This window comes from Paenibacillus ihuae, assembly GCF_001368795.1.
GTDB classification, from domain to species: Bacteria; Bacillota; Bacilli; order Paenibacillales; family Paenibacillaceae; genus Paenibacillus_AQ; species Paenibacillus_AQ ihuae.
The window spans coordinates 3,126,528-3,128,558 of sequence record NZ_LN831198.1 but is presented as its reverse complement, the minus strand read 5'-3'; the positions used below and the strand labels follow the sequence as shown (position 1 = coordinate 3,128,558).

The following is a 2,031-nucleotide window of genomic DNA, read 5'->3' as shown; positions in this document are numbered from 1 at the left end:
GGAATCGTCGGACATGGTGAGAAGCGCGGGCGCACCATCGGGTTCCCCACCGCCAATCTTCAGCTGGAGGACCGGTATGTCATTCCGGCCAAGGGAGTCTATGCGGTTAAGGTCTTCTTTAAGGAAGAAGTGTTGTACGGGGTAATGAACGTTGGGGTCAAGCCCACATTCCATGACGGGATGGTGGCACCGAGTTTTGAAGTGCACCTGTTCGATTTTGCCACAGATATCTATGGACAGGAGCTCAAAGTAGAGCTTGTGGGTTTTATCCGTCCTGAACGGAAATTCGAGTCCATTGATGCCCTGATCTCGCAAATTTCTAAGGATGCCGAGACAGCCAAAGCGCTGCTGGGATATCCTTCATAATCTTCTTTGGACATGCGTTTACTTTTGTCTTCGAAGATGCTATACTGATTAACGTTGCTGGAATGACAGCATCATAACCTTAGCTTGGTTGCACGTTCTCACCGACGGCGACGAGGCTACTGGCGATTATAATGAAGGAGGTGAACAGGATGGCATTGACTCAAGAACGTAAACACCAATTGATCGACGAGCACAAAACTCATGAATCCGATACCGGATCCCCTGAGGTGCAAGTTGCTATCCTTACGGAGAACATCGTTAATTTGACTGACCACTTGCGTACGCACAAGAAGGATCATCATTCCCGTCGCGGACTGTTGAAGATGGTTGGACAACGTCGTAAACTGCTGGCGTATTTGAAGAACAAAGACATCAGACGTTACAGCGCCCTGATCGAGAAACTGGGATTGCGTCGTTAATTTCCCATAAGAGTAACCTTAAAGCAGCCTGGTTGTATACCGTATGTCCTTCTTACGATCGACAGCGGGACAGCCGGGTTGCTTTTTGAAAATTTAGGGAAAACTTTTACAGTGGCAAGTGGATATGATTCGCACAAACGGCTATTTCACCTCTCTTTAGAGGACAAGCCGTTTTTGCTTGTAGAACATACAGAACCGGTGCGTGATCTGATAACCTCGGAGAGGCTTACGGTTCATGAAGAGCTACGCTACAGCCTGCGGTTCGATAGCGGGCTTACTACTATTCAAGGAGGGGTTTTATGGAACAACGTGTAGAAATGCAGCTTGGCGGAAGACGCCTGGTGCTGGAGACCGGCCGCCTTGCCAAACAGGCAAATGCCGCCGTTATGGTACGCTACGGAGATACTGCAGTATTGTGTACGGTTACAGCTTCCAGTGAGCCTAAAGATCTTGATTTTTTCCCGCTTACGGTTAACTATGAAGAAAGATTATATGCAGTAGGTAAAATCCCGGGCGGATTCATCAAACGGGAAGGCAGACCGAGTGAGAAAGCCATTCTGTCCAGCCGCCTGACAGACCGTCCGATTCGTCCGTTGTTTCCGGAAGGATTCCGTAATGACGTTCAAGTACTGAACATGGTCATGAGTGTGGATCAGGATTGTGCCCCGGACATCGCAGCAATGATTGGTACTTCCGCTGCCCTGAGCATCTCCGATGTGCCGTTTGACGGACCGATCGGCGGAGTAGCGGTTGGACGGGTCAACGGTGAATTCGTCATTAATCCGGACGTTGCCCAGCAGGAAGCCAGCGACATTTATGTCGTGGTTGCCGGAACGAAAGATGCCATCATGATGGTTGAAGCGGAAGCAAACGAAGTGCCGGAAGACGTGATGCTGGAAGCAATCATGTTCGGGCACGAAGAAATCCGCAAGATCGTAGCAGTAATTGAAGAACTGGTAGCAGTTGCCGGTAAAGAAAAAATGGCTGTAAAGCTGCACGCGGTAAATGCTGACGTGAACACAGAGGTTCGTGCTTTTGCGCAGAGCCGTCTGGTAGAAGCTGTCAAGATTGCCGAGAAGCATGCACGCCAGGATGCTATCGATCTGATCAACAGCGAAACGGTGGAGTATTTCGTTGAGAAATACATAGAGACACCAGAGCTTCTGAAAGACGTTAAGGAAGTACTGCATGACATCGTCAAGGATGAAGTGCGCCGCCTGATTACGCATGACAAAGTGCGTCCGGA

General features: G+C 49.5%; 2 protein-coding genes and 1 pseudogene. All 3 read left to right on the top strand.

The genetic code is table 11. The features are described from left to right. A partial coding sequence (locus AQR02_RS14200) for a riboflavin kinase (RefSeq protein WP_187388786.1) occupies positions 1–366 on the top strand: 366 nt, incomplete at its 5' end. Positions 367–515: 149 nt separating this feature from the next. Next, on the top strand, positions 516–785 hold the full coding sequence (rpsO, locus tag AQR02_RS14195) for a 30S ribosomal protein S15 (protein WP_019910460.1): 270 nt from the start codon (positions 516–518) through the stop codon (positions 783–785). 299 nt (positions 786–1,084) lie between these two features. Then, positions 1,085–2,031 (top strand): annotated as a pseudogene (locus AQR02_RS34270) (polyribonucleotide nucleotidyltransferase); the annotation flags it as partial.

Excerpts from the sequence above, each read along its gene's own strand:
- rpsO (WP_019910460.1), top strand. The coding sequence starts at position 516 with ATGGCATTGACTCAAGAACGTAAACACCAATTGATCGACGAGCACAAA.